The organism is Halomicrobium sp. HArcel3, from assembly GCF_058933135.1.
Map to the genome: position 1 here is coordinate 158249 of NZ_JBZYDN010000007.1, position 21298 is coordinate 179546.

Here is a 21298-nt window from a genome sequence, read left to right on the forward strand (position 1 = left end):
TATGTGAGTGCCCGCCAACGAACTTACCAAGCCAATTTGGGTTAACTAAAGCTCTATTGTTAACCCTCGAATCCACCCATGCCACGAGACACGCTCCTTCTCGTCTGTCGCGAGAGCGAGGGTCGGTCCGCCGTCGAAACGCACCGCGAGCGGCTGCGACGTCGCGACGTGGCCGACGCCGTCGAAGTCGTGCGGTACGAACACGAACCGGTCCGGGAGCTCCGCGACCAGCTCGTCGGTCTCGACGCGGACCGCGTGTTCGCGGTCCCGATGTGTCTGGCCCACTCCCGCGAGACGACCGAGGCCATCCCGTCAGCACTGTCGGCCGTGGCGGGTTCGGTCACCTACTGCGAGCCGGTCGGACACAGTCCGGCCGTCACGGGGGCGATTCTAGAACGCGCGACAAATCACGTCGCGGCCGGCGCGAACGCGACGATCGTCCTCGTCGGGTTCGGCTCCGGCGGGACGCCGTACAACCGCCAGGCCGTCGAGTACCACGCCGCTCGGATCCGCCACCAGTCCGACTTCGGTGAGGTGGTGCCGTGTTACCTGATGCAGAACCCGACCGTCGAGTGCGCCCGGTACAGCGTCTCGACGGACCGCGCCGTCGCCGCACCGCTGTTCGTCGAGCCCAGCGCGGCGACGGAGGAGGAGATTCCAGCGAAACTCGAACTCGAGCGCGGCGGTATCGAGTACGCGGACCCCCTCGGCGACCACTCGCTGGTGACGGACGCCATCGTGGCGGAAGTCGCCAGGCAGCGAGTGCTGACGGGCGCGAACAACGGGAGTCCGCGCTCCTTCGAGGCGACGCTGACGTCGCAGGCGCGCGCCGTCGCCACCGACGGCGAAGGCGAACTGCTGTAGCCCGACGGCGCGTTTTCTCTCGAACGAAACTGTCGGTACTCGCAGTCAGCGTCGCGGTTCCAGTGAGAAAACTGCGGAGCTCGACCGGCGCGGCCTATAACTCGACGTCGCCCTCCCGGACGTCGCTGGCCACGTGGACCAGTTCGTTGGTCAGCCCGGCGGCGAGCCCGCTCCCGCCGCGTCGACCGACGTTCGTGATCGCCGGAACGCCGTACTCGTCGGCCACGTCGCGCAGCCGTGCCCGGCTCTCCGCGGCCTTGACGAACCCCACGGGCGTCGCAACGACGACGGCTGGCCGCGTACCCTGTTCGATGCAGTCCGCGAGCGCGAGCGCAGCGGTCGGCGCGTTTCCGACGACCGCTATCGCACGGTCGTAGACGCCCTCGCTGTCGAGTTCGAGGACGGAGGCCGCGGTCCGGGTCATCCCGGTCTCGGCGGCCAGTTCCGCACCGTTGCCGATGGCCTTCCTGACGGGGCAGTCGTGGCCGCGGTCGGTTATCCCCGACTTCACCATCGTGATGTCCGTGACGATCGGGCGCTCGTCGAGCACTGCTTGCGCTCCCGACCTGACGGGTTCGTCCTCGTCCTCGCCCGAGAACCGGACGAGGTGCTGGAACTCGGGGTCGCCGGTCGCGTGAACGGACTTCTGGCGGATCCGGTCGGCCAGCGTCTCGTCGGGGACGAGCTCCCGGACTCGGTCCATGCTCGTCTCGGCGATGTCCATCGCGTCCGAGGTGGTCGCCCCGAGGTCGGCGTACTCTTCGAAGGCTTCGTCGGTGTCGTTGGCGTCACTTTCCGGGTTAGTCGTCATCGCTCGGCACCTCCCCTTCCGGCTCGCGGGTCGCTTCACTCCCCGCTCGCTCGTCTGGAGGCGCTCGCGATGCGCGTGCTTCCAGGTCACCGTCCACCTGCAAATTGACGTCCCGAAGCCTGTCTCGCATCTCGGCATCGGCGTCCCAGAGGTCGCGGTCGATGGCTTCCAGCAGCGTCTCGGTGATGGAGTCCAGCGCCCACGGATTGACGTCACGGAGCCACTCCTGACGGCCTTCGTCGAGCGCGTAGCTCTCGGCCACGTCCTTCCAGAGCCGGTCGCTGATGACGCCTGCCGTCGCGTCCCAGCCGAGGACGACGTCGACCGTCGTCGAGAGGTCGCCGGCGCCCTTGTAGCCGTGCTCCTCCATGGAGTCGAGCCAGTCGGGGTTGAGTACGCGGGCGCGCATCGCCTTCCTGACCTTCTCCTCGTTGGTGTAGACGTCGACGTTGTCGGGATCGCTGGAGTCGCCCACGTAGGAGGCCGGTTCCTCCCCCGCCATCTCCGTGACGGCGGTGATGAACCCGCCGTGGAAGGCGTACCAGTCCGAGGAATCGAACTCGTCCTGTTCGGCCGTGTCCTCTATCTTGACGGTGGCGTCGACCGACGAGAGACGGCGCTCGAAGGCGTCGTGGGCCTCGCTGACGTTCCCTCTGGAGCCCATCGCGTAGCCGCCCCACTGGACGTACACCGACGCCAGATCCGAGCGGTCGTCCCAGTTGCCCTCGTCGACCGCCTTGTTCGTGCCCGCGCCGTAGCCGCCGGGTCGGGTCGTGAAGACGCGGTGCTTCGCGGCGGCCCGGGCGTCGCTCTCGACGAAGTCGGGGTCGTCGCTCTCGGCGAGGAGCCGCTCCGTCTCTGCCTCGACGTGCTTCTTGACGTAGTTCAGTTCGTGGGGTTCGTCGAGGTCGACGACGGCGTCGACGGCGTCGTGGACGACGCTCGCCGCGGCGGGGAACGCGTCGCGGAACAGCCCGGAGACGCGCGTCGTCACGTCGATTCTGGGCCTGTCGAGTTCGTCCAGGGAAATCGGTTCGACGTCGTCGACCCGGCCGGCGTCGGTCCACACCGGTTCGACGCCCATCAGCGCGAGCACCTGGGCGATGGTCTCCCCGCGCGTGCGGACGGTGGGTGTCCCCCACGCGACGACGCCGATTTCCTCGGGATACTCGCCGTCGTTTTCGTCGTGGTGCCGCTCTGCCACCCCATCGGCCACTTCGCTACCGACCTCCCAGGCGGACTTTGCCGGGACCTTCCGCGGGTCCAGGGTGTAGAAGTTCCGGGCCGTCGGCAGCAGGTCGACGCCGCCGCGGGTCGGCGCGCCGCTGCCGCCCGGCGGGACGTACTCGCCGTTCAGGGCGTCGGCCGTCCGTGGCACTTCGTCCTCGGAACCCCGGACTCTCGGTGCGGCTTCCTCGCAGATGTAGGCCAGGACCTCTCGCAGGTCGTCGTGTGCGCCGGACCGGGCACGCGCGTCGCCGATCGGATCGACGTCGACGACGAGGAGATTCATGTTCACCTCGTCCGCTGGGTCAGCGGCGACGTTCGACTCGGGCACGTCGAAGTCGTGCTCGGCCAGCGTCGAGACCAGATCGAGGCTGGTCTCGAACACTTCGTCGGCGGCCTGGGCGTAGGTCATCCCCAGGTCCTCGTCGTAGGTTCCCGGCTCGTCGAGCATCGCCTGGTAGTCGACGCCGAGGACGCCGGCGACGCTTTCCCGGAGGCTCGGCGCGCCGGGGTTCTCCAGGCGCGTGAGCGCGACGAGGTACTCCACGAGTCGCTCGTCGGCCGGGGGTTCGCTCATCGTGTGCAACCCCAGCCGGATCTGGGTGGTCTTGACGTCGGTGAGGTACTCGTGGACGCGCTCGACCAGATCGTCGATAGAGACGTCATCGCCGGTGACGTCGCCTTCCGCCAGCGTGGAGCCCGCTTCGTCCGGGCCGCGGACGTCTGCCTGCTCGTCGATGTCGCCCGCGATTCCCAGTTCCACCGCCAGGTCCAGGTCGTCGATGGTCTCGCGGATCAACTGTTCGAGGTGCTCGCCGTCGTCGGCGCGGGCGTCCTCCATGCCGGCCTCCCGGTAGCGGTCGGCGAGTTCTTCCAGGTCGGCCAGGTCGTCGTACGTGCCCGCGTTGCGCATCACGGGCGTGAGGTAGTCGACGACGGCGGCGGAGGAGCGGCGCTTGGCCTGCGTGCCCTCGCCGGGGTTGTTGACGATGTAGGGGTAGACGTTCGGGATATCGTCGATCAACTGGTCCGGTGCGCTCTCGCCGTCCAGACCGACGGTCTTGCCGGGGAGCCACTCCAGGCTGCCGTGGGTTCCCAGGTGGACGACGGCGTCGGTCTCGAACTGGTTGCGGAGCCAGGCGTAGAACGCGACGTAGTCGTGAGGCGGCTGCAGGTCGGAGTCGTGGTACACCTTCGACGGATCCATGCCGAAGCCGCGGGGCGGCTGGACCGTCACCAGGACGTTGCCAAGCTCGACGCCGGGGATGGCGAACGGGCGGTCGGGGGCTTTGCCCCACTCCTCGACGACGTTGTCCTGGAACCGTTCGTCGTGGTCGGCGAACCAGGACTGGTACTCGTCGGGTGAGACGGTATCCACCGACAGGTCCCTGACGTCCTCCGGGGCGACCCAGCGGTCGTCCAGCGTGAGTTGCGACGTCAGCGTCTCGACGAGGGACTGGCCGTCGTCGGGAATCGGTGCGTGATCTCCGGCGCCCGCTCCGAGGTCGTACCCCCGAGCGGCGAGTTCGTCGAGGAGATTGACGGTGCTCGCTGGCGAGTCGAGGCCGAACGCAGTACCGATGCCGTCGTCGCTCGGCGGGTAGTTGTGGAGGACCACGGCCACCTGCTTCTCGTCGTTCTCCAGGTGGCGCAGACGCGCCCAGTTGACCGCGAGGCGGGCCGCGTGGTCGACGCGGTCCTCGATGGGGAAGTGCTGTTTCGGGGCGCTCCCGATGCCGGCCGCGTCGTCGGTCCGTTCCTTCCCCGAGATGGGATGCGTGATGACGTTGCCGTCGAACTCCGGGAGTGCGACGGAGAGGGCGAGTTCGAAGCCCATGACGCCGGTGTCGCTTCCCTCGTACCGGGAGCGCGACCGCATCGTCGTCACCGTCTGTATGACGGGCACGCCCAGTTCGTCGAGGAAGACGTCCTCCGCGGCGTCCCCTTCGTCGTCGGCGCTCCGGCCGCGTTCGTCCATCGACAGCGAGAACATAAATGAGGAACAGACGGCGTCGACGACCGGGTTCCCGTCGTCGTCGATGAGCCACTCCCTGGTCACGCGTTCGGCGTTCCACTGGCCCTCGGCGTCGGTCGCGGGTTCGCAGAAAACCGGGAGCGCGTTGGCACCCTGGGCCTCGATGGCGCGGACCTGGGCGTCGACGTAGCGGGTGTTCTCGTGGGTCCAGTGCGACTCGTAGAACCAGACCGCGACCGTGGGGGCGTCTGGATCGAACGTCGCCAGGAGTTCCTCGTAGCCGACGCCGGGATAGTCGGGGTGATAGACGCCCTCGGTCGGAAGTGTCACGGGGTCGTCGAAGTCGGGGTCGGCGTCGCCGTAGCGGGCGACCAGGTAGCGGACGCAGTTCGCGACGTTGCTCGTCCCGCCGCGGTCGAGATACTCGCAGACCGTCTCGCGTTCCTCGCTCGGGACCGAGGTGTCCTCGACGGCGAAGGCGTCACCGGTGGCTTTGACGACGAGCGGGACGCCCGCCTCGCGGAGGCGCTCGACGGCCCGTTCGTACCCCGGCATGCTGTCCTCGGCGCCGTGGAGCCAGAAGATAGCTGCCGTCGCGTCCTCGAGTTCGTCGACGAACGACTCGACGGCGGGTTCGTCGTCGAGGTCGCTCTCCGAGCGGACGACCAGGTCGGCCTCGACCTCGCCCGCGGCGCGCTGGACGGCGCCCAGTTCGTTCTCCGTCGCGGTGTATAGTCCGATGGATGACATAAGCTTGTTAAACCTCTGTTTTCACTAATACAAGTATGGTTGAATTACGCGCGGGGCAAAAAGGTTCGGGGGCGCCCTCGTTCGGCGACATCGTCGGGCAGGAGGAATTCAAGGAGGCTCTGCTCGCGGTGGCGGCCAACGACGCGCTGGACGGGCTCCTCGTCCAGGGAGAGAAGGGCACCGCGAAGTCCACCGCCGTCCGCGCGGTCGCCGATCTGCTTCCCGACCAGCCCGCCGTCGCCGACTGCCCGTACGGCTGTCCGCCGAACGACCCGGACGACCAGTGCGAGGACTGTCGCGGGCGGTCCGACCTACCCGTTGAGGAGCGCCAGGTGCCGCTCGAGACGCTCCCCCTCGGCGCGACGCGGGAGCGAGTAGTCGGGACGCTCTCCGTCGCCGACGCGATGGACGGCGCGGCCGAGTTCGACCCGGGACTGCTCGCCCGGGCCAATCGCGGCATCCTCTACGTCGACGAGGTGAACCTCCTCGACGACCACCTCGTCGACGTGCTACTGGACGCGGCCGCAAGCGGTGTCAACCGCGTCGAACGCGACGGGATGAGCGTCAGCCACCCCGCCGACTTCACCCTGGTGGGCACCATGAACCCCGAGGAGGGCGACCTGCGTCCCCAGCTACGGGACCGGTTCGCCATCCAGGCGACCGTCACCTCGTGTGACGACGTGGAGGATCGGGTCGCAATTATCGAGCAGGCCATTGACGGGACGGCGAAGGACGACGGTGCCGAATCGGACGCCCCGCGACGCCGGCTGCTGGACGCGCGGGAACGGTTGGCCGACGAGAGAGTGGCGCTCCCCCGAGAGTTCGCGGAGAAGGCCGCCCGGATATGCCGGGACGCGAGCGTCGACGGCCACCGGGGAGACATCGCCATCGCCCGGACGGCGCGGACGCTCGCGGCGCTCGACGGACGCCCCCACGTGCTAGAGTCCGACGTCGAACGCGCCGCGGAGTTCGCGCTTCCCCATCGGTTCCAGTCACGTCCGTTCGAGGAGGACGCCGACCTCGACGACGTCCTCGACGATCACTTCGAAGACGACGAGAGTGCCGATGGCGAATCGGAGCGCGGCGACGGGGGAGACGGCCGTGACGAGTCGGATTCCGAGGCCCGAAACGAACCCAGTGGCGAGCGTGGGACTGACTCCGAAGACGACACCCGCAGCAGTGACTCGGAGTCGGGAGCTGGCGAGGCGGGACCCGAGGAACAGGACTCCGGTGAGAACCGCGACGGAACGTCCCGGGGTGAGGACTCAGACGGAGACGGCGACGACGGGGCCGGACGGGACGCTCCGGCGCCGCCCGGAGCGCCCGACAGCGGGCCAGACGATACGGGTTTACCATCGACCACCAGTGATGGCGAGCGGGACGACAGCGCCGACGGCGACGGCGCCTCGCCGGACGACGATCCGGTGGAGGGAACACCGCTCGTTCCCGGGCAGAACCGGGCCGGCGTCGGCGAGGCGTCGAGTCCCGATCTCTCCGTCGACGTCGACGCCGGCGCGGTGACGGAGCACGGGTCGCGTGCGAGCGGCGTGGCCGGCACGGGTGCGAGCGGCGCGCGCATCCGGACGACGTCGGCCGAGGATGGCGACGACGTCGACGCCGCGGCGTCGGTCCGGGCCGCTGCCAGGCGCGGGAGCGATGCCGTCACCCGGCGCGACCTGCGGTCGTCCGTTCGGGCGAGCGATGCCTCGGCGCTGGTGGTGTTCGCGGTCGACGCGAGCGCGTCGATGCGGTCCGCGATGCGGACCGCCAAAGGCGTCGTCCTCGAACTGCTCGAAGACACCTACCAGCACCGCGACGAGGTGGCGTTCGTCGCCTTTGCCGGCGACGACGCCGAGGTGCTGTTGCCGCCGACGGACAGCGTGACCCTCGCTGCACGCCACCTGAAGGACCTCCCGACCGCCGACCGGACGCCGCTGCCGGCGGGGTTGCGAACGACCACGGCGGTTCTCGACCGCGCGGACCCGGACATCGGCGTCGCGGTGGTCGTCACCGACGGCCGCGCGAACGTGGGGAAGCGGCCGACGGCGGCCACCCATAGCGCGGCCGAGGAACTTCGCCAGGTCAGCGACGAGGTACTCGTCGTCGACGCGGGCGAGGACGGGCGCGCCGGTCTGGTCGACGTGATCCTGGATGCGACGGACGGATCGGTGGTCCCGCTCTCGGAACTCCGTGCGAGTGGTATCGACAGCGTCGCTTCCACGGCCCGCAGTGACGACTGACCTGTGCGCCGTTCCCGCTGGTCGAGGAGCGATCGAGGCGGACGCGAAAGTTTTACAATCAAGTTTGTTCTAATACAAATGTGATTTAAATGCCCGGAGACACCGACACCGTTCGCCGACGGATCGACCGCGCGAGGACGACGCTGACGCCGGCGCAGATGGCCGTCGGCCTCGGACTGATCGCTGCGCTCGGGTTCACGCTCCTGTTCGTCCAGGACCCGCTGGTCCACGACGGACTCCACAACATTCGGCACGGCGCCGGCGTGACGTGTCACTGATGGCGCCAGAGGGGTTCCACCGATGACGACCGGCTACCTCGAACGCGGCGCGCTCGCGGGCGTGGTGGGGGGGCTGGCCTACGGCCTGTTCGTCGCGCTGGTCGCCAACCCGTTCGTCGCCGGACTGGAGACGTTCGAGTCCGGGCACGGCCACGCCGGGGAACCGGCCGTCTCGTCGCTGACGACCAGCCTCGTCAGTATCGGGGGCGGCGTCCTCTGGGGGCTGCTGTTCGGCATCGTCGCGTTCGGAATCGCCTACTACTTCCTGGAACCCGTCCTTCCCGGCGACCCGGTGACGAGGCGTCTGGTCCTCGCTGGCGCCGGGTTCCTCACCGTCTCGGGGGCGCCGTGGCTCGTGCTGCCGCCACAGCCACCGGGCGTCGAGCAGTCGCTCGCGAGCGGGGCCCGGACGGCCTGGTACGGCGGAATGATGGTCGCCGGCGCCGGGGTCTCGGTGGTCGCGGGAATCCTTTACACGAAACTCGCCGAGCGCCGTCCAGCCGTCCGGACCGCGGCTTCGCTGGCACCGCTCTGCCTGCTCGCCCTCCCGGTCGTCCTCGCTCCCGCCAACGCCGTCCACGGAGGCGTCCCCGCCGGCCTCGTCGCTGCTTTCCGGTGGACGGTCGTCTTCGGGCAGGTCGTTCTGTGGGCGACGCTCGCAGGGGTCCACGCGTGGCTCGCCGATTCTACGGTTCAGTCTACCGAAGCGGCCGATTTCGCTGTCCTGAACGATTGAACGACTTTGCCGGTTCGCGGTGCCCCACGAAAAATTTCTCACACCCGTCCAGCAGAACGCCGACGAGGTGCTGTCATCGACTAGCCGGCAGTCGGTTGTCACCGTCGCGCCCGCAGCCCCGGGAAATGCGGGCCTCGCTCGGGCGTGAGTTCAGTCCTCGACCGGGAACGTCTCGTGGAGGACGTGGTGAGCTTCGCCGAGGCCCGCCAGGACGTCCTCGCCCTGGGTTCGGAGCCGGCGAACCGCGCGTTCCGCGTCCCGAACTGCGACGAGGCGCCCGCGCAGGTAGTCGTACTCATGGCCGTCGGCGTCCGCGGTGGCGACCTGCTCCTCCAAATCGACCAGCGCGGCGTCGAAGTGACGTTCGATTTCAGCGAGCGACCCCGCGTTCGCGAGGGCCTCGATAGGCCCCGACAGTTCTCCCTCGAGCTCGGCTTCCGCGTGCTCGCGGACGCTCTGGTCTTCCGTTCCGAGGACATTCATCAGGCCGAGCCTGAGCGCTTCGAGTTCGTGGCAAGTCATGGTTGGTGAGTGTGCGTTTGACTACAGCGTCTGATCGACGAGATCTCCGACGATGCGGTCCCGGTCGAGGTGGGACGAGACGATACGGTCGGCGTCCTCCGAATCGAGGCCGCCGTACCAGACGCCGTCGGGGTAGACGGCGACCATCGGGCCGTCGCCGCACCGGCCCAGGCACGAGGTGCGCGTGATGCGTGCGTCGCACGCATCGGAGTCGCGGGCGGCTTGCCGGAGCCGTTCGAGGACGGCAGGCGCGCCGTCGGCCGCACAGGTCTGGTTCGTGCAGACGGCGACGTGCTTCTCCGGGGCGTCGTGGACGTGCGGGTCGTCGTCGACGTCCTCGCGGTCCGCGTGGCTCGCCTGGTGAGTCAAGGCGCGCAACATCGCCCGCGCGCCGCCGGTGTCCTCCTCGTACCCGTCGAGTTCGACCTTGTACTTGCACGTGTCACACGACATGTCGACGCTCTCGGTCCGGGCCTCTTGCCAGCGGTCGCCCAGCACGTCGAGCAACCGGTCGTCGGTGCCCAGCGGGTCGCCAGGCGCGGCCGCGACGTAGGGGTACTCGTCGTCAAACTCCCGGGTGCGCTCCCGGATGCGCTCGGTCAGCACGCCGTCGCCGAGCATGTAGGGGAGCACGACGACGGCGTCGGGCCGGTGTTTCGCGACGTCGTGCAGCGTCGTCGGGAGGTCCGGTTCCGTCACGCCGATGAAGCTCGGGTCGACGCGCGAGAACGCTCGGCCCTCGTACAGCAGGCGGGCGAGTTTGTGAACGTCGGCGTTGGCGTCGGGGTCGCTCGACCCGCGCCCGCAGAAAACCACGGCGACGTCGTCGGTTTCGCGGTCGACGTCCATCTCCGCCTCCACCGCGGCGGCACGGTCGTCCAGCAGGTCGACGATGGCCGGATGGATACCCAGGTGGGCACCGTTCCGGATGGTGAGGTCCGGATGGCGGCTCCGAGCTTGCGTCACGGCCAGCGGCACGTCGTTCTTGACGTGACTCGCGGCGAACAGCGAGAGGTGGACGACCGTCAATCGCGAGACCGTCGGTGCGAGGCCGGCGATGGCCTCGTCGATCGCCGGCGAGGCCAGTTCCAGATAGGCGGCGTCGACCGGAAGTCGGAGTCGCGATTCGAGCGCGGCAGCGAGTTCCCTGACCTGTTCGTTGGACTGCTCGCGGCGGGAGCCGTGGCCGACGAGCAGCACCGCCTCGTCGTCGAGCGTCTCGGGGGCAGCGGTCGCTTCGCTCATCGCTCTATCCGGTCCAGGCTCTTCCGGAGCTTTCGCCGGCGAGGCGGGGCGAACAGCCCGGACTCGTCCGTGCCTTCGTACACCCACTCGCCGAGGGCCGGGACGCTGTCGTCGTCGACGCCGAACCAGTAGCCCGACGAGGCGTCGGCGAGGTCGTCGTGGGGCGCGTCGACCGGGATGCGGTCGAGGACCGACTGGACGGCCCGGAGGAGTCGCTCGTCCTCGTGAACGAACGAGACGCCGACAGAGCCCTGCTCTGTCGAGCCTCGGCTCGCTTCGCTCGCCGAGATGCCGACGGCCTCGTCGTCCGACCTGAAGCAGACCGTGCCACAGCCCTCCAGCAGCCCCCGGAGGAGCTGTCGGTCGTGGTCGGCGAAGACGTCGAACCGGTAGCCCCCCGGCTGTCCCTCGAAGGGAAGGCCGAGCGCGGCGCCGGCCCGGTCAGCCAGGTCGCCGAGCACCTGGACGACGTACTCGTCTTCTTTGCGGGTGATGGCCGTGTCGTGGGCGTACTCCCGTTCGAGGATCCGGCGGTCTATCTGGTCTGCGCCGGCGATGGCGGCCAGCCGGCGGGCTGCGGTCTCGTCGTTCGTTCGGACGGTCACGCAGCCGTCTTCGCACTCGCCGTCCGCGGCGACGCGGCCCCAGAAGTAGGCGGTCTCCGGGTGGGCTGCGAGCAGGTCCTTCGGGGTGCCGGACTGGATGCTCATCGCACTCCCTCCGTGACCGATATCGCGTCCAGCGGACACGCCGCGGCCGCCTGCTTCGCCTGGTCGAGGTTCCCGTCGTCGAACCGCGCGGTGACGAACTCACCGTCAGATTCGACGGATGCGGCCGTCTCCGGGTCGACGCCGGCGAGGCCGTCCTCGTCCTCGACGAACCGCGGGTCGCGGACGAGACAGGCGAAGACGCCGTCGCAGGCCTCGCGGTCGACGGTGACGCTGTATGTCGCTGTTTCGGTGTCAGTCATGGCTCAGTAGTCGTACTTGGTTTCGTAGCCGCGCGGGGTCACCATCCGGTCGTCCCAGACGTAGGTGTCCTCGTTGCCGACGAGGATGGTGGTGGTCATGTCGACGAGATCCGTCTCGCCGAGGTCGGGCAGCTCTCCCAGTTCGACGATTTCGACCCGCTCGTCGTCCCGGCCGGCGCCGTGGACGATACCGACGGGCGTGTCCTGGTCGCGGTGCTCCAACAGGATGTCACAGCACGTCTGGTAATTCTCGCGGCGCTTGCGGCTCCACGGGTTGTAGATCGCGATGGTGAATCCCTCGCCGGCGACGGCCTCCAGACGGGACTCGATCTCCGCCATCGGCGTCAGGTGGTCCGACAGCGAGATGGAGACGGTGTCGTTGACCAGCGGCGCGCCGAGGCGGGCGCCACAGGACTGGGCCGCGGGGACGCCCGGAACGACCTCGAAGTCGACCATCGACGCCGTGCCGCCCTTCGACTCGATTATCTCCAGGGCGAGCCCGGCGAGCGCGTACACGTTGGGGTCGCCGCTACCGACGATGGCGACGTCGTTGCCCGCGAGCGCGCGGTCGATGGCCTCCTCCGTCCGCGAAACCTCGCCGCACATCGGCGTGTCGTACAGTTCGTCGGCGGCTTCGGTTATCTCGTCGGGGATCAGGTCGATGTACGTGGTGTAGCCGACGACGTGTTCGGCCTCCATCAGTGCCGCTCGCGCGCGCTGGGTCATCCCCTCTGGCTGACCGGGCCCGAGACCCACGGCGAGGAGCCGGCCCGGCTCGGCGTCGAAGTCGTCGACGGTGGACCCGACTTTCTCCTCGTCGTCGGAGTCCGATGCGGACGAGGAGGTCCCGCAGCCCGACGACGAAGCGCCGTCGTCGCTCGTCGACGCGCCGCACTTCGACCCCCCGTCGTCGTTCGTTTCGCTGCTCGATGCGCCACAGCCGGATTCGGTGTCGCTGTCGGTGCTCATGGTTCAGAAGTCCTCCACGTCACGCCCGCCGCGCGGGGTGACGAGGTACCGCTCGTAGTCGTTCTCCCAGGTCTCCGTCTCGGCGTTGCCGACGACCAGCGAGGTACCCATGCCGCCGACCTCGTCGTCGTGGTCGCCTGCCTTGCCGAGCGTCGTGATGGTGTGGGTCTCGTCGTCGAGGTTGCGCCCGGCCGCGCCGCGGCCGGCGTCGTTGACGATGGCCACGGGGACGTCGTCGTGGCGCTCCTCGCGAATCACGTCGACCGCCCGCTCGTAGTTGCGCCAGCAGTTGTACAGCACGACGACGAACCCCGAGATAGCGGCCGCTCGCAGCTTCTCCTCGATCTCGTCCCAGCCGCGCCACTTGTCCGAGAGGGATATCGTGCAGAAGTCGTTCGACAGCGGCGCGCCGAGGTTCGCCGCGCCGCCCAGCGCCGCCGTCACGCCCGGGACGATTTCGATGGGGACGTCCGTCGCATCGTCGGCGTCGGCCATCGTGAACACCAGGTCGCTCTTGCCGTAGACGTTCGGGTCGCCGCCGGAGACGTGGGCGACGTCCTGGCCCTCGCGGACCCGTTCGAAGGCGTCGCGGGCCAGTTCGACCTGGCGCCCCATCGACGACCGGATGAGCAACTGGCGGGAGCCGTCGGCTCGTTCGAGGACGGACCCCTCCTCGCCCGCGGCCATCAGGTCGTTCCCACCGGCGATCGCACCGCTGCCGCCGTCCGTCGCGGCCTCGACGGTCGCGCTCTCGGGCGGAAGCGTCCCGTCCTTCCGGAGAAACTCCTGGTAGAGGTTCGAGGCGACGACGACGTCCGCGGACTGGACGACGTCCTTGGCTCGCTGGGTCATCGCGTGGGGGAGACCGGGGCCGATGCCGACGACGTAGAGGGTGCCGAGTTCTCGGTCCGCCGCTGAGTGGTCACTTTCGGCGGCCATGCTACCGCCCCACCGCCACGGTCACGGCGTCGTCGTGGCGCGTCTTCTCCGCGAGCAGTTCGTGCTCCGACCCGCCGGCGATGGCCGAGGCTTCGGCGATTCCCGGCCAGCCGATGAGTTCCTTGGAGCGCGACGGCGTGGGGCCCTCGAACTCCTCCAGATCCTCTTTCTCGAAGGCGACGACGCCCAGTCCCCACTCCTCGGCGGCGGCGAGCATTCCCTCTTCGTCGTCTTTCCGGGTGCCCGTCGCGACGAACTCCACGTCGCCGCGGTCGTAGTCGGTCTGGTTCAGGGCCGCCTTCCAGGCGTCGTGAAACTGCTCGACCGTGGCGCCGGAGACGCTGCCCGACCCGAGGACGACGCCGTCGTCCTCGTTCCGCTTGAGCACGGTGACGTCGTCGCCGACCATGACCGCTTTCGGCCCGTCAAGGCGTTCGACGGGGCCGAGTTCGTCGTCCAGCACGGCCAGATTCGTCGCCACCGTCGAGTCGCCGTTGACGACGTGGGCGTCGAGCGCCTTCGCCTGTTTCTCGACGCCCTGCTTGTCCGTCGCCTCGCTGGCGGTGGTCATCGCCGGGACGGCGCCCATCGACGCCAGGTCGTCGGCGACCTGGTTCGCGCCGTGGTGCCCGCCGGTGATAGGAATCGCCCACGTGAGTTCCTCGTCGACGACGACGATGGCGGGGTCGTCCCACTTGTCGTCGAGCAACGGCGCGGTCTTCCGCATCGCGATACCGCTGGCCATCAGCCCGACGAAGCAGTCGTACTCGCCCCAGTGCTCGGCGAAGACGTCGCCGTGGTACTCGACGATGTCGATGGTCTCGTACCGGTCGCCGATGCCGTCGACTATCTCCTCGGCCGTCTCCAGCTTCCGCTCGAAGGCGACGATGGCTATCTCCTCGGCCACCTCTCCGTCTGAGTCCGGTGTGGAACAGTGGCCGCTCGATTCGTCCGAGTCAGCGTCCGAGGTGTCTGTGTCGTTGGTGTCAGTACTCATTGAAAATCACCTGCCGGTGAAACGGCCGCACGCGGTGGCCGGCCGACCAGCCGCGAGGGCGGGAATGAAAGGGGCCGGGCGGTCGACCCGTCCCCGACGAAGCAAGCACGCGAACGGAGTGAGCGCGCGCAGCGAGTCGCGGACGGTCGAGCGCCCGGGGGCTTTCAGGATGTTCTGGATAGCGGTTCCAGATCATCTCAGTCGTCAGCCTCCGTCTGCTCCACGTCCTCGCCATCAGATCCCCGATTCGCCCAGCCGTCGTAGAGGTACGAGCGCTCGTACCCCGCCCCACTCACTGCCTCGCCGATGATGACGAGCGCCGAGGCGCGATAGCCGACCGCCTCCACTTTGTCGGCGATGGACCCCACAGTGCCCTCGATGACGTCCTCGTCGGGCCAGGAGGCGTGGTACACCACCGCCACTGGTTTGTCGGGGTCGTGCCCGTCGTCGAGCAGGCGGTCCATCGTGTCGCGGACGGCGTGGGTACCGAGGTAGATACAGGTCGTCACGTCGCCCATCTCGACGAACTCGGAGATTTGATCCTCTTCTTCGGAGAGCGTCTTGCCCTGTGGGCGCGTGAACGCGACGTGGTTGGCGACTTCGTTCAGGGTGAGTTGCGTCCGGAGCGTTGCGCTGGCCGCGAACGCCGACGTGACGCCGGGGACGAAGTAGGTCGGAACGCCCTCGCGCTCCAGCGCGTCCATCTGCTCCAGGGCGGCGCCGTAGATGGCGGGGTCGCCGCTGTGGAGGCGGACGACGGTTCGCCCGTCCTCGTAGGCGTCGCGCATCAGCGGGATCAGCTCTTCGAGGTCCTTGCCGATGCTCGACACCTGTTCGGCGTCGGCACAGAACTCCTCCAGCAGTTCGCTGTTGACCAGCGACCCCGCGTGGACCACGAGGTCGGCCGCCTCCACGAGATCGCGGCCTTTCACGGTCAGCAGCCCGGGGTCGCCCGGGCCGGCACCGATGAAGGGGATTCCCTCCTGTTCCTCGCCTGCGGTTCTCTCGTGGGCACGCGGGTCGCGTTCGACGGATTCGGCGTCCATCGCGTCCTGTGGGTCCGTCATCGGTTCCCCTCCGGCGGTTCGTCGCCACAGGCCTCGCTCTCCGCCTGTTCGAGGGTGGCCTCGCCCATCGGCCTGCCGCCGTCCGTCGGCGTGCCACCGTCCGTCACAGTCGGGGAGTCGGTCGTCTCGAACGCGGCGGTAGCCAGGTCGGCCGTCGGGTCGTCGCGATCGGCGTAGGCCAGCGTGTAGTAATCGCGCTCGTCGACGTCGGCGGGGTCGTCGGTGACCAGCGTCTCGCCCTGTTCCATGAACAGGCGCCGACCGTACACCACGTCGTAGCCCGCGTCGACCAATCCCTCGTGGGTCGTTGGCGCGTCCGTGACTTTGAACAGGACCATCCGGTCCGGTCCAGTCGGCGAGTGGCCGCCGGCAGCCTCCCGGAGGGCGAGGCCTGACCCCGCGGGAATCTCGACGCCGAGCGCCGTCGCGAACGCCGTCACGGCGCTGACGCCCGGGACGACTTCGAGGTCGACGTCGTCGTGGAACGCCGCCATCGTCCGCCGGAGGTGTCCGAAGGTCGAGTAGACGTTCGGGTCCCCCAGCGTCACGAACGCGACGTCGTCCTCGCGCGCCGTCGGCGCGATCGCGGCGGCCGCCTCCGTCCAGGCGCTGCGCAGTTTCTCCTCGTCGCGCGTCATCGGGAAGTCGAGGTCCCCGATGCGGTCCTCGGGGACGTGGTCCGTCGCCACCGACCGGGAGAGTCGGCCCGGCGAGTACACCACGTCGGCGCGTTCGAGGACTCGCTTCCCGCGGACGGTCACCAGATCCGACTGGCCGGGGCCCAGCCCGACGCCGTAGAGCGTCATCGGGACCCCTCCGTGCCGGAACGGGTCTGTTTGTCGGTGGCCGGGGTGCGGCCCCCGTCCGCGGCGACCCGGTCGTCGCCGTCGGAGACGTCGGCGCTACCGACGAGCATGTAGACGGGGTTCTCCGAGTCGAAGCTCGTCGCCCCGGCCAGTTCGTACCCGTGGCTCACCTGGAACTGGACGACCTCGTCGAGCACGTCGCGCTCGCGGAAGGCCTGCGTCGCCGCGCCGGCGACTTCCAGGCGCGAGACGTTCATCACGACTCTGTCGATGCCGGCCGCGACGGCGCGGTCGAGGACGGCCTCGTAGTTCCGGCTGCCGCCCAGGAACAGCGCCGTCGCGTCGTCCGGTATTCCCTCCGGGGCTTCGGCCGCCCTGAGGTCGACCGGCGCGTCGGTGTCGTTCGCGTCGAGGTTCTTACGGGTCACGTCGAGGCGGTCGGGCTTGCGCTCGAGCGCGGTGACCCGGCCCGCCCGGCGGGCCGCTTCGATGGTGACGGCGCCGGTACACGACCCGACCTCGACGAAGTGGTCGGCGTCGGACAGCGCGAGTTTACTCATGAGGACGGCCCGAACCTCCGGTTTGGTCGGTCCGGCCTTCGCGTCGTGGGGGAGCGCAACGCGGGACATCGACTAGTGCAACTTTCGTGACTCGTAAAACAATTATGGTTGTTCTAATCAAAGCTGTATTGTGTAAAGGCGTCGGAGGACGCCGATCGGGGCAAGCGAGCGCGAACTAACGCAAAGGTATTTGCACGTCGACGCCGGACAGGTAGTCGATGGCGAAGGACGCCACGTCCGGGACGAGCGCGTCGGTCCTCCGGAACAAGCGCAACGCGACGCAGTACCAGATCCTCGTCCAGATAGCGGACCGCCAGCCGGCGGTCAGCCAGCAGGAGATCGCCGACGTGATCGGCATCACGTCGCAGGCGGTCAGCAACTACCTTCAGGACCTCGTCGAGCGCGAGTACGTCCGCAAACTCGGCCGCGGCCGGTACGAGGTCACCAAGGAGGGCGTCGACTGGCTCATCTCGCACACGAACGAACTCAGGGAGTTCGTCGACCACGTCTCCGACGACGTCGTGGGCCAGGTCGACATCGACGCGGCGATCGCGACCGGCGAGATACGCGAGGGAGAACGCGTCTCGCTGTCGATGCGCGACGGGATCCTCCACGCGACGCCGGGCGCGGCGGGAACTGCAACCGGAGTTGCAGCCACCGACGCCGAGTCGGGCGAGGACGTCGGCGTGACGGACTTCGACGGCGTCGTCGATTACGAGTACGGATCGGTGACCATCGTCTCCGTCCCGCGGATCGAGGACGGGGGGAGCGAGATGGTGGACGGCGACGCGATCGTCGAGTTCGCCGACGACCACGACCTCGTTGCCGTCGCCGGGAACGAGGCCATCGTCGCGGCGCGGCGGGCCGGCCTGTCTATCGACATTCGCTTCGCCAGCGCCGATGCCGTCCGAGAGGCGGCGACGAAGGGACTCGACGTGCTACTGGTCGCGACTGCCGACCGGCTGTCGTCGCACACCGACAGCCTCCGCGACCAGAACGTCAGCTACGAGGTCCGCGACGTCCCGGACGACGGCGAGTGACTGGGACCGTTCGACCCGAGGTTCCGGATCCGCTCGTCCCTGCCGACACTGGCCGAACCGACGGACGACTTTTGTCTCCAGACCCCGTCTGTCCACACGCACCGGTCGAGGCCAGTGCGGGAGCCAAACCAATGAGCTACGAAATCGAACTCGACGACGAACTGGGAGAGCGAATCGAACGACACCTCGAGGACGACGAGACGCCAGAAGAATTCATCAGCGAGCTCCTGTCCGTCTACGAGACGGAGGGGAGCTTTCTCCAGGAAGGGTACTCCGAATAAGTCTGTTCGGAGCCGATCTGGAGGCCACCGACGACGTGAACGGAGAATTTTCCGAATTCGGCTGTGTGCGAGCTGATTTCCGGCTCCACGACGCGCAGGTCGTGAGCCTCGAGAACCGGCAGACGTGTTGCCTGACCGACGAAAGTATGCGTCGGGCGTCCGAACCCGGACGTACGATGAAACGATCACAGACGGCACGGACCGGACCGGAGTCTACGACGCGTCAGCGCCACAGTACCGAGACGAGCGGCGTGTCTTCGACGGCTATAGCTTACGCCCGCAGCGCGTTGCACTCGGGTGCTCTCGCGGGACTACTGGGAATCATCACTGCGGTTCGGGCCAGGCGGACGCTTCTGGCCGGCTCCACCGACGACGCGACGCGCCAGAGCATGCTGGCCGTGTTCTGGCTCGGCGTCGCGATGACCCAGTGGGGGATCAACAGGTCGGCTCGCCAGGAGTCGCGTGCGGAGGCTATCGATGTGACCGACCTCGAAGCGCCGGACGCGGACTGATAGGTCACCGGCGGTCGTGAATCCGACGAGTCGGTTCCCTGACTAGCTCCCTCACACCAGGGGTGTCTGGCGAACGGCGCCAGCAACAATTAAGTGGAGGTTGACTGAATAGTCAGTCAGTTATGGACCACAGCGATCGGATCGCGGACCTGGTCGAATCGCTCACTCGCGCGGAGAAGCTCGCTCTCGTCCACGGAGCGCCCGACCCGGACGGAACGGCGACGGGCTATCTGCCCGGCGTTGACCGAGTCGGCGTGCCCGAACTGAAGCTAGCTGACGGCCCACTCGGCGTCAGAACCCCCGGACAGGCCGCGACGGCGTTCCCGGCGTCCATCGCGCTGGCGGCGACGTTCGACGACGAGCTCGCGCGACGGCAGGGCGCGGCCATCGGGCGCGAGGCGAACGCGCGCGGGCAGGACGTCCTCCTGGGCCCGGGGCTCAACCTGATACGGGTCCCCCACTGCGGTCGCAACTTCGAGTACTTCTCGGAGGACCCCGTGCTCACCGGCGCCTTCGCCAGCGCTGTCGTCGAGGGCCTCCAGTCCGAGGACGTCGTCGCGACGCCGAAACACTTCGTCGCGAACAACCAGGAGACCAAACGCACCAGGGTCAGCGCCGACGTCTCCGAGAGAGCCCTGCGGGAGTGCTACTTGCCCGGCTTCCGCGCCGCCGTCGACGCCGGCGCCGGCGCGATGATGACCGCCTACAACCGCGTGAACGGGACGCACGTGAGCGACCATCACCGACTCCTGACGGAGATTCTGAAAGACGAGTGGGGGTTCGAGGGGTTCGTCATGTCCGACTGGTTCGGCACGGAGACCACCGTCGGCGCCGCCAACGCCGGCCTCGATCTGGAGATGCCCGGTATCACCAGCGAGGAGATGATGGAATCGTTCGACATGCCGGACCTGGAACTCTCCGACATCGACTTCGGGAACGCCGACGCGCTCCCGACGCCGGAGACCGCCGGCACGCGCATGTTCGCCGAACCGCTCGACGAGGCCATCGACGCCGGAGAGGTTCCCGAGGCACGCCTCGACGACATGGTCGCCCGCATCCTCGGCCAGATGGAGCGGTTCGGCGTCCTCGACGACGAGCGGAACGAAGGGGAGATCGACACCCCTGAACACCGCAAAATCGCCGAGGCGGTCGCGACCCGTGGCACCGTCCTGCTCGAAAACGACGGCGTCCTCCCGCTCGACGACCACGCGGATGTGGCAGTGGTCGGACCGGCCGCGAACGTCGCCATGCTCGGCGGCGGTGGGTCCTCGGAGATGACGGCGTTCGACGAGACTCCGACCGTCGACGGGATCCGGGAACGATCCCGCGGGACGGTCACCTACGCCCAGGGCGTCCCCGGGATCGAGATTCCGTCGTTCTTCGACGACATCTTCGGCGACGACGAGGAGGACGGGGACGGCGAGCCGGGAGACGTCGCCATCGACGACGCGGTCGAGACGGCCCGAACGGCAGACGTCGCGGTCGTCGTCGTCCAGGACGCCACGACGGAGGCCGAGGACCGCGACGACCTCCGCCTGCCCGGCGACCAGGACGACCTCGTCGAGGCGGTCGCCGCCGCGAACGACCGGACCGTCGTCGTCGTCCAGTCCAGCGGTCCCGTCGAACTTCCCTGGCGCGACGACGTCGCCGCCGTCGTCGAGTCGTGGTACCCCGGCCAGGCCGACGGCGACGCCGTCGCGTCGGTACTCTACGGCGACGCCGACGCCGGTGGCCGCCTCCCAGTCACCTTCGCGCCCGAGTCGGCGTACCCGGCGACGGAGCCCCACCAGTACCCCGGCGTCGACGACGATGTCCACTACGACGAGGGCGTCTTCGTCGGCTACCGCCACTTCGACGATACGGACGCCGAGCCGACCTACCCCTTCGGTCACGGCCTCTCCTACGCCGAGTTCGACTACCGTGACGTCGAGATGGTCGACGACGAGACGGTCCGCGTCACCGTCGAGAACACCAGTGCGCGAGACGGTCGCGAAGTCGTCCAGGCGTACGTCCGCCCGCCGCGCGTCGCCGACGTCGACCGACCCCTCCGGGAGTTCGCCGGCCACACCGCCGTCGAGATCCCCGCCGGCGAATCGGTCACGGTCGACGTCACGCTCGACGACCTGGCCTTCCGTCGCTACGACGAATCGGACGGCTGGACGGTCGACCCCGGTGCCTACGGCGTCGAAGTCGGCCGGTCCTCCCGGGACGTCCGCGTCGAGACCGGCGTTTCGCGGTAGCGACGTCGGAGGAGAGCCACTGTCTCGTTTTCGGTGTGGCTGGTAGCGGAGCGCTGCGGGACTGAGCGAACGGCCCGCGTTCGCCAAGGTCGAAAGTCACGCTTGCGCGTCTTTCGGGATTTGAACCACGCCCACTTCGGTCGCTCCGCTCCCTCGTGGTCTACTTCAAATCCTCAGCGCTCGTAATTTTGTGAGGAACGGACGTGACGAACAAAGAGCGTCCGCTGAGGGATTTGAACCACGTCGAGACTTCGCTATCGCTCGTCTCG

General features: G+C 68.6%; 20 protein-coding genes. 8 read left to right on the forward strand and 12 right to left on the reverse strand.

Features of this window, described 5'->3' with window-relative positions:
* The first annotated feature begins 78 nt into the window (after positions 1-78).
* Positions 79-864 carry a CbiX/SirB N-terminal domain-containing protein gene (locus AC5FRV_RS16705; protein ID WP_493562222.1) on the forward strand — a complete coding sequence of 262 codons (786 nt, stop codon included), beginning with the start codon at positions 79-81 and terminating at the stop codon, positions 862-864.
* Positions 865-958: 94 nt separating this feature from the next.
* Here the strand turns inward: AC5FRV_RS16705 and AC5FRV_RS16710 are convergent, their stop codons facing one another.
* Together AC5FRV_RS16710 and cobN are read right to left on the reverse strand one after the other, a co-directional pair.
* Positions 959-1675: a precorrin-8X methylmutase gene (locus AC5FRV_RS16710; protein ID WP_493562223.1), complete on the reverse strand. Its 717-nt coding sequence runs from the start codon at positions 1673-1675 to the stop codon at positions 959-961.
* Positions 1665-5627, reverse strand: coding sequence for a cobaltochelatase subunit CobN (gene cobN / locus AC5FRV_RS16715; protein WP_493562224.1), 3963 nt, complete (start codon positions 5625-5627; stop codon positions 1665-1667). The genes AC5FRV_RS16710 and cobN overlap by 11 nt, the downstream gene beginning before the upstream one ends.
* A 35-nt stretch (positions 5628-5662) precedes the next feature.
* On the opposite strand from cobN, the gene AC5FRV_RS16720 reads away from it, so the two are divergent.
* The 3 genes from AC5FRV_RS16720 (at position 5663) to AC5FRV_RS16730 (ending at position 8881) form a co-directional block, all read left to right on the forward strand.
* A complete protein-coding gene (locus tag AC5FRV_RS16720; RefSeq protein ID WP_493562225.1) occupies positions 5663-7867 on the forward strand; it encodes an ATP-binding protein in 2205 nt (734 codons plus the stop codon).
* 89 nt (positions 7868-7956) lie between these two features.
* Complete coding sequence (locus tag AC5FRV_RS16725) at positions 7957-8145, forward strand: CbtB domain-containing protein (protein ID WP_493562226.1); 189 nt, start codon at positions 7957-7959, stop codon at positions 8143-8145.
* Positions 8146-8167: 22 nt separating this feature from the next.
* Positions 8168-8881, forward strand: coding sequence for a CbtA family protein (locus AC5FRV_RS16730; RefSeq protein WP_493562227.1), 714 nt, complete (start codon positions 8168-8170; stop codon positions 8879-8881).
* A 150-nt stretch (positions 8882-9031) separates the two neighbouring features.
* On the opposite strand, the gene AC5FRV_RS16735 is transcribed toward AC5FRV_RS16730, so the two are convergent.
* The 10 genes from AC5FRV_RS16735 to cbiT form a co-directional block, all read right to left on the reverse strand.
* Positions 9032-9403: a DUF3209 family protein gene (locus AC5FRV_RS16735; RefSeq protein ID WP_493562228.1), complete on the reverse strand. Its 372-nt coding sequence runs from the start codon at positions 9401-9403 to the stop codon at positions 9032-9034.
* Positions 9404-9424: 21 nt separating this feature from the next.
* Entirely contained in the window at positions 9425-10648 is a 1224-nt protein-coding gene (locus AC5FRV_RS16740) for a CbiX/SirB N-terminal domain-containing protein (protein ID WP_493562229.1), read from the reverse strand.
* Positions 10645-11358, reverse strand: coding sequence for a cobalamin biosynthesis protein (locus tag AC5FRV_RS16745; RefSeq protein ID WP_493562230.1), 714 nt, complete (start codon positions 11356-11358; stop codon positions 10645-10647). The genes AC5FRV_RS16740 and AC5FRV_RS16745 overlap by 4 nt, the downstream gene beginning before the upstream one ends.
* Entirely contained in the window at positions 11355-11618 is a 264-nt protein-coding gene (locus tag AC5FRV_RS16750) for a ferredoxin (RefSeq protein ID WP_493562231.1), read from the reverse strand. Before AC5FRV_RS16750 ends, AC5FRV_RS16745 begins: the two co-directional genes overlap by 4 nt.
* Positions 11619-11621: 3 nt before the next feature.
* A complete protein-coding gene (gene cobJ / locus AC5FRV_RS16755; protein ID WP_493562232.1) occupies positions 11622-12587 on the reverse strand; it encodes a precorrin-3B C(17)-methyltransferase in 966 nt (321 codons plus the stop codon).
* Between the two features lie 3 nt (positions 12588-12590).
* Positions 12591-13526, reverse strand: coding sequence for a precorrin-3B C(17)-methyltransferase (locus AC5FRV_RS16760; protein ID WP_493562233.1), 936 nt, complete (start codon positions 13524-13526; stop codon positions 12591-12593).
* A gap of 1 nt (position 13527) precedes the next feature.
* Positions 13528-14523 (reverse strand): cobalt-precorrin 5A hydrolase, encoded by a 996-nt coding sequence (cbiG, locus tag AC5FRV_RS16765; RefSeq protein ID WP_493562234.1) that lies wholly within the window; start codon positions 14521-14523, stop codon positions 13528-13530.
* A gap of 197 nt (positions 14524-14720) precedes the next feature.
* Positions 14721-15590: a cobalt-precorrin-4/precorrin-4 C(11)-methyltransferase gene (locus AC5FRV_RS16770; protein ID WP_493562235.1), complete on the reverse strand. Its 870-nt coding sequence runs from the start codon at positions 15588-15590 to the stop codon at positions 14721-14723.
* Complete coding sequence (locus AC5FRV_RS16775; RefSeq protein WP_493562236.1) at positions 15587-16396, reverse strand: cobalt-factor II C(20)-methyltransferase; 810 nt, start codon at positions 16394-16396, stop codon at positions 15587-15589. Before AC5FRV_RS16775 ends, AC5FRV_RS16770 begins: the two co-directional genes overlap by 4 nt.
* Complete coding sequence (cbiT, locus tag AC5FRV_RS16780; protein ID WP_493562237.1) at positions 16393-17025, reverse strand: precorrin-6Y C5,15-methyltransferase (decarboxylating) subunit CbiT; 633 nt, start codon at positions 17023-17025, stop codon at positions 16393-16395. Before cbiT ends, AC5FRV_RS16775 begins: the two co-directional genes overlap by 4 nt.
* A gap of 149 nt (positions 17026-17174) precedes the next feature.
* Here cbiT and AC5FRV_RS16785 point away from each other — a divergent pair, with 149 nt between their 5' ends.
* From AC5FRV_RS16785 to AC5FRV_RS16800, 4 genes are all read left to right on the forward strand, one after another.
* The gene (locus tag AC5FRV_RS16785) at positions 17175-17996 is read left to right on the forward strand and encodes a DUF7839 domain-containing protein (RefSeq protein ID WP_493562238.1); all 822 of its coding nucleotides are present in this window, start codon (positions 17175-17177) and stop codon (positions 17994-17996) included.
* A gap of 131 nt (positions 17997-18127) precedes the next feature.
* On the forward strand, positions 18128-18277 hold the full coding sequence (locus tag AC5FRV_RS16790; protein WP_493562239.1) for a DUF7557 family protein: 150 nt from the start codon (positions 18128-18130) through the stop codon (positions 18275-18277).
* 176 nt (positions 18278-18453) lie between these two features.
* Complete coding sequence (locus tag AC5FRV_RS16795) at positions 18454-18789, forward strand: hypothetical protein (protein WP_493562240.1); 336 nt, start codon at positions 18454-18456, stop codon at positions 18787-18789.
* A gap of 122 nt (positions 18790-18911) precedes the next feature.
* The gene (locus AC5FRV_RS16800) at positions 18912-21029 is read left to right on the forward strand and encodes a beta-glucosidase (protein WP_493562241.1); all 2118 of its coding nucleotides are present in this window, start codon (positions 18912-18914) and stop codon (positions 21027-21029) included.
* Positions 21030-21298 lie beyond the last annotated feature (269 nt).

Bases quoted from the DNA above. Each gene is read 5' to 3' on its own strand.
- AC5FRV_RS16770 (WP_493562235.1), bottom strand. From the start codon at position 15,590: ATGACGGACCCACAGGACGCGATGGACGCCGAATCCGTCGAACGCGAC.
- cobN (WP_493562224.1), bottom strand. From the start codon at position 5,627: ATGTCATCCATCGGACTATACACCGCGACGGAGAACGAACTGGGCGCC.
- cbiT (WP_493562237.1), bottom strand. From the start codon at position 17,025: ATGTCCCGCGTTGCGCTCCCCCACGACGCGAAGGCCGGACCGACCAAA.
- AC5FRV_RS16720 (WP_493562225.1), top strand. From the start codon at position 5,663: ATGGTTGAATTACGCGCGGGGCAAAAAGGTTCGGGGGCGCCCTCGTTC.
- AC5FRV_RS16745 (WP_493562230.1), bottom strand. From the start codon at position 11,358: ATGAGCATCCAGTCCGGCACCCCGAAGGACCTGCTCGCAGCCCACCCG.
- cbiG (WP_493562234.1), bottom strand. From the start codon at position 14,523: ATGAGTACTGACACCAACGACACAGACACCTCGGACGCTGACTCGGAC.
- AC5FRV_RS16785 (WP_493562238.1), top strand. From the start codon at position 17,175: ATGGCGAAGGACGCCACGTCCGGGACGAGCGCGTCGGTCCTCCGGAAC.
- AC5FRV_RS16710 (WP_493562223.1), bottom strand. From the start codon at position 1,675: ATGACGACTAACCCGGAAAGTGACGCCAACGACACCGACGAAGCCTTC.
- cobJ (WP_493562232.1), bottom strand. From the start codon at position 12,587: ATGAGCACCGACAGCGACACCGAATCCGGCTGTGGCGCATCGAGCAGC.
- AC5FRV_RS16795 (WP_493562240.1), top strand. From the start codon at position 18,454: ATGAAACGATCACAGACGGCACGGACCGGACCGGAGTCTACGACGCGT.
- AC5FRV_RS16735 (WP_493562228.1), bottom strand. From the start codon at position 9,403: ATGACTTGCCACGAACTCGAAGCGCTCAGGCTCGGCCTGATGAATGTC.
- AC5FRV_RS16730 (WP_493562227.1), top strand. From the start codon at position 8,168: ATGACGACCGGCTACCTCGAACGCGGCGCGCTCGCGGGCGTGGTGGGG.
- AC5FRV_RS16705 (WP_493562222.1), top strand. From the start codon at position 79: ATGCCACGAGACACGCTCCTTCTCGTCTGTCGCGAGAGCGAGGGTCGG.
- AC5FRV_RS16800 (WP_493562241.1), top strand. From the start codon at position 18,912: ATGGACCACAGCGATCGGATCGCGGACCTGGTCGAATCGCTCACTCGC.
- AC5FRV_RS16775 (WP_493562236.1), bottom strand. From the start codon at position 16,396: ATGACGCTCTACGGCGTCGGGCTGGGCCCCGGCCAGTCGGATCTGGTG.
- AC5FRV_RS16725 (WP_493562226.1), top strand. From the start codon at position 7,957: ATGCCCGGAGACACCGACACCGTTCGCCGACGGATCGACCGCGCGAGG.
- AC5FRV_RS16790 (WP_493562239.1), top strand. From the start codon at position 18,128: ATGAGCTACGAAATCGAACTCGACGACGAACTGGGAGAGCGAATCGAA.
- AC5FRV_RS16760 (WP_493562233.1), bottom strand. From the start codon at position 13,526: ATGGCCGCCGAAAGTGACCACTCAGCGGCGGACCGAGAACTCGGCACC.
- AC5FRV_RS16740 (WP_493562229.1), bottom strand. From the start codon at position 10,648: ATGAGCGAAGCGACCGCTGCCCCCGAGACGCTCGACGACGAGGCGGTG.
- AC5FRV_RS16750 (WP_493562231.1), bottom strand. From the start codon at position 11,618: ATGACTGACACCGAAACAGCGACATACAGCGTCACCGTCGACCGCGAG.